The organism is Acidisoma sp. S159 (genome assembly GCF_009766125.1).
Taxonomy (GTDB): Bacteria; Pseudomonadota; Alphaproteobacteria; order Acetobacterales; family Acetobacteraceae; genus Acidisoma.
In genome coordinates this window covers 1-216 of record NZ_LMUG01000098.1, presented here as the reverse complement: position 1 = coordinate 216, position 216 = coordinate 1, and the positions used below count along the sequence as shown (strand labels likewise).

The 216-nt window shown below is 63.0% G+C and carries 1 protein-coding gene; it reads right to left on the bottom strand.

The features are described 5' to 3' along the window. The coding region (locus GSQ92_RS29160; RefSeq protein WP_174247861.1) for an IS66 family transposase zinc-finger binding domain-containing protein at window positions 1-216 on the bottom strand (216 nt) is incomplete at both ends.

The following is a 216-nucleotide window of genomic DNA, read 5'->3' as shown; positions in this document are numbered from 1 at the left end:
CGGAACCTTGGCCAGCTTCGCCCATCCTCGGGGAATTACATGGAACGGTGCGGGTGTCTGGCTGACCTTCTCGCAATCGCGACACGTGAACTTCTCCCGCACGGTGTCGATGACTTTCCACTGCCGGGGAATTGATTTCAGCGTACGGGTCACGTCTTCGCCGAGCCTGCGGAGCCGGTTCCCACCGCAGCACGCGCAGGCTGTCGGCGGGTCGAT